This is a genomic window from Shinella sp. M27, from assembly GCF_049199905.1.
GTDB lineage: Bacteria > Pseudomonadota > Alphaproteobacteria > Rhizobiales > Rhizobiaceae > Shinella.
Window position 1 is genome coordinate 1 of record NZ_JBLZPK010000055.1, and the last position, 3,859, is coordinate 3,859.

Below are 3,859 nucleotides of genomic sequence, written 5' to 3' on the forward strand. Positions count from 1 at the left end.
GTCTTGGCATTTGCGGAAGGACGCGCAATGAACTCACATGTGACCTGGAAGGCGGCCTCCGCCGCGACCGAAGAGGCGGATGTCATCCGCCTTGCGGACGTGCGCCGGCGTTTTGGCGAGACGGCGGCGCTGGATGGCGTGACGCTCAATGTCCGCCGCGGCGAGATCCTCGGTATCATCGGCCGCAGCGGCGCCGGCAAGTCGACGCTGATCCGCTGCCTCAACGGGCTTGAGCGGCCCGATAGCGGCGCAATCGAGATCGAGGGCCGCGAGATCACGGGGCTTGGCGAAGCCGACCTTCAGCCGTTGCGCCGCCGCATCGGCATGATCTTCCAGCATTTCAACCTGCTTTCCGCCAAGACGGTGGAGGAGAATGTCGCGCTGCCGCTGAAGATCGAGGGCTGGCCGAAGGCCAAGCGGCTGGCGCGCGCCGCCGAACTGCTCGACCTCGTCGGCCTCACGGGCAAGGCGAAGGCCTATCCGTCGGAACTTTCGGGCGGGCAGAAGCAGCGTGTCGGCATTGCCCGCGCGCTCGCGGCCAAGCCCGCGCTGCTGCTCTCCGACGAAGCGACCTCCGCGCTCGACCCGGAAACCACTCGCTCGATCCTGACGCTCCTGAAGGACATCAACCGCAAGCTCGGCCTCACCATCCTGCTCATCACCCATGAGATGGAGGTGATCAGGGGCATCGCCGACCGCGTTACCGTGCTGGATGCCGGCCGCGTCGTGGAGGAGGGGCCGGTCTGGCAGGTCTTTTCCCGCCCGCAAGCCGAGACCACGCGCAGCCTGTTGAGCGGCATCCGCCCGCAGCTTCCCGCCCATATCGCCGAAAAGCTGACGGCGGATGTCGGCGGCGAGGCGATCCTCGGCATCGACATTGCCGGCCCCGTCGCCACCGGCCCGCTGTTCCAGGGGCTTTCGCAGGAATTCCCCGGCGGCTACCGTCTCATCCATGGCGGCGTCGATCATATCCAGGAGCAGGCCGTTGGCCGCTTCTTCCTCGCGGTGCCGGCCGATACGGCCGCGTCGCTAGCGTCCTATGCAGAGCGCCTCGGCGCCCAGGTGGAGGTCCTCGGCCATGTCGCCGATCATGCTTGAACTTCTCGTCCGCTCGCTCTGGGAAACCGTCGTGATGACGGCCGCCTCCGGCATCATCTCGCTGGTCTTCGGCCTGCCGCTCGGGCTGGCGCTGGTGGCCACCGCGCGCGGCGGCATCGCGGAAAACCTCTGGGTCAACCGCGTGCTCGGCGCCGTCATCAACGGCTTCCGCTCCGTGCCCTTCATCATCCTGCTCGTCGCGCTCATTCCGGTCACGCGCCTCATCGTCGGCACGTCGATCGGCACCTGGGCGGCCATCGTGCCGCTGTCGATTGCCGCGACCCCCTATTATGCGCGCATCGCCGAAGTGTCGCTGCGCGAGGTCGATCGCGGCCTGATCGAGGCCGTGCGCGCCATGGGCGGCAATCGCTGGACGATCGTGCGCGAGGTGCTGATCCCCGAGGCGCTGCCCGGCATCGTCGCAGGCTTCACGGTGACGCTGGTCACGCTGATCGGTGCCTCGGCCATGGCCGGCGCCATCGGTGCTGGCGGTCTCGGCGACCTCGCCATCCGCTACGGCTATCAGCGTTTCGAGACCTCCGTGATGGTGGCCGTCGTCGCCGTGCTCATCGTCATGGTCTGCGGCATCCAGTGGATCGGCGACCGCTGGGTGGCCAAGCTCGATCATCGCGGGTGAGTGAAGGATACGGCGACGGGATCAGCCGCCGTATTCGATGATCTCCAGACCGGCATTGTAATCGGTCGCATAGATCAGGCCACGCGCATCGACGAAGACATCGGCCGACTGGATGACCTGCGGCCGGCCGGGCCGCCGGTCGGTCATCGTCCTCGGTGCGGCCGGCACCAATGCGCCGGTTTCCACCGGCCGGTAGGGATCGGAAATGTCGAAGGCGCGAATGCCGGCATTCTGCCAGGTGGCGAAGACCAGCCTATCCGAGACAAAGGATCCCGGTCGGTTCTCATGCAGGTTATGCGGCCCGAAATGCCCGCCCTTCCTCGCATAGTCGATCTCGTCAGGGATCGGGAAGGTCGCGATGCTGATCGGGTTCGACGGCTCGCGGATATCGAAGACCCAGGTGTGTTTGCGGCCGTCTTCCTCATGGTCGGCCACCGCCTCGTCGGCGACGATCAGCAGGCCGCGCTTCACCAGCGGCAGGGGCGAATGCGTGCCGCCGCCATAGGGCGGGCACCAATTGTGATGCTTGATGAGTTTCGGCGCGGCGTGATCCTTGATGTCGAGCAGCGTCAGCCCGCCGTCGCGCCAGCAGGCATAGGCGGTGTCGCCGTGCACCAGCGCGTGATGCAGCGCATGGCGCCGGCCCTCCGGAGCAAGCGAAACCTCGCCGGTCGCGGCGTTCATGCCCGGCAGCCACCAGCGGCCGACAAGCCCCGGCTTCGTCGGATCGGCCATGTCGATCGTCACGAAGATATAGTCGGTGAAACCGTCGAGCAGCGCCGACGCATAGGCATAACGACCACCGACATACCAGAGCCGGTGAAAGCCGACGCCGTCCACATCGAGCTGACCGATCTTTCGCGGCCGGTCGGGTGTGGAAATGTCATAGACCGTCATGCCCGCCGTCCAGGCGCGGGACCGCTTGGCCCGCGCGACCGTCTCGCCGACCGAGCGGGTGTAATAGGCCTTCTCGTCCGTGAAGGTCTCGATATCGGCAAAGAGATCGAGCGCGTTGATGACGAGCAGCAGGTCGTCATGGGTCTGGAGATGGATGTTCCAGGTGTTCGGCGGTGCCGGCACATAGGTGACATTGCCCGGCCGTTTCGGGTCGCGCACGTCGACGATCGAAAATCCCTGCGACCAGGGATGGGCGACATAGGCAAAACCCTTGTGCACCATCAGCTGCAAGCCATCGCCCCGCCCGCCGATGTCGGAATGGCCGATCAGCGTCATGTTGCGGGCGAAATCGGGTATCGGCAGGCTCATCGCGGGCGTCCTCTTCAGGGGCATGAAACGGCACTCTCGCAGCTGGCGGCGGCGTTGAACAAGCGCGGGATTTGCGAAGAGGAATTGGAAAAAGAAAAATAATTCCAGATGCTTGCACGTGGTCCTGCGGTGGTGCCCGCATTTTCCGGAGGGTCGCGATATGTGCAAGGAAATTCTATGGTTTTTGCAGACTATAGCAGTCGCTTTCTTATCAATCCGGCCGTTTGCCCGCATCATTCCCTCTATCCTGTTTGCGAAGAAAGGGTGCTGCCATGCCGTCCATCGATATTCCCCTGGATACGCTGATCCTGCCCGGCCTCAACGGCTCATCCGAAGGACATTGGCAGCGGCATTGGGCGCAGGACAATCCGGGCAGCCGGGTCGTCGAGCAGTCCGACTGGGCCTGCCCGGATCGCCAGGCCTGGCTTTCCGAACTGGAACGGCAGGTGGCGATAACGAGGGGCGATCTCTTTCTGGTCGGGCATAGTCTCGGCTGCGTGCTGGCGGCGCATTTCGCCGAAAGCCTGTTAGCGTCGCGCGTTCGCGGCGCGCTGCTCGTCGCGCCCTGCGATCTCGATACGACCGAGACGCTGCATCCCTGCATCATCCGCTTCGGCGCCATGCCGCGCCGCCGCCTGCCGTTTCCCTCGCTGGTCGTCGGCAGTCTCGACGATCCCTACATGCCCACGGACCAGCTGCGCCGCACGGCGCGCGCCTGGGGCAGCGATCTCGTCGATATCGGCAATGCCGGCCACATCAACATCGCCAGCGGCTTCGGCCGCTGGACGGCGGGCTACGACTTCCTCGAACTCCTGAAGCTGCGCAGCGAGCGCGATCCCTTTGCCGCAAACAGAGACG

Annotated in this window: 4 protein-coding genes; 3 read left to right on the top strand and 1 reads right to left on the bottom strand. The window is 65.4% G+C overall.

The annotated features are described in order from the left end of the window. The first annotated feature begins 27 nt into the window (after positions 1-27). Together ACOZK4_RS19900 and ACOZK4_RS19905 are read left to right on the top strand one after the other, a co-directional pair. A complete protein-coding gene (locus tag ACOZK4_RS19900) occupies positions 28-1,098 on the top strand; it encodes a methionine ABC transporter ATP-binding protein (RefSeq protein ID WP_421593392.1) in 1,071 nt (356 codons plus the stop codon). After that, the gene (locus tag ACOZK4_RS19905) at positions 1,079-1,735 is read left to right on the top strand and encodes a methionine ABC transporter permease (RefSeq protein WP_117371462.1); all 657 of its coding nucleotides are present in this window, start codon (positions 1,079-1,081) and stop codon (positions 1,733-1,735) included. The genes ACOZK4_RS19900 and ACOZK4_RS19905 overlap by 20 nt, the downstream gene beginning before the upstream one ends. A gap of 21 nt (positions 1,736-1,756) precedes the next feature. Here the strand turns inward: ACOZK4_RS19905 and ACOZK4_RS19910 are convergent, their stop codons facing one another. Continuing rightward, positions 1,757-3,001, bottom strand: coding sequence for an LVIVD repeat-containing protein (locus ACOZK4_RS19910; protein ID WP_421593394.1), 1,245 nt, complete (start codon positions 2,999-3,001; stop codon positions 1,757-1,759). 272 nt (positions 3,002-3,273) lie between these two features. Between ACOZK4_RS19910 and ACOZK4_RS19915 the strand changes: the two genes are divergently transcribed. After that, the coding region (locus tag ACOZK4_RS19915; RefSeq protein WP_421593395.1) for an RBBP9/YdeN family alpha/beta hydrolase at positions 3,274-3,859 on the top strand (586 nt) is incomplete at its 3' end.

What these genes read in the sequence shown, in the direction of transcription:
- ACOZK4_RS19910 (WP_421593394.1), bottom strand. Translation starts at nt 3,001, where the DNA reads ATGAGCCTGCCGATACCCGATTTCGCCCGCAACATGACGCTGATCGGC.
- ACOZK4_RS19900 (WP_421593392.1), top strand. Translation starts at nt 28, where the DNA reads ATGAACTCACATGTGACCTGGAAGGCGGCCTCCGCCGCGACCGAAGAG.
- ACOZK4_RS19905 (WP_117371462.1), top strand. Translation starts at nt 1,079, where the DNA reads ATGTCGCCGATCATGCTTGAACTTCTCGTCCGCTCGCTCTGGGAAACC.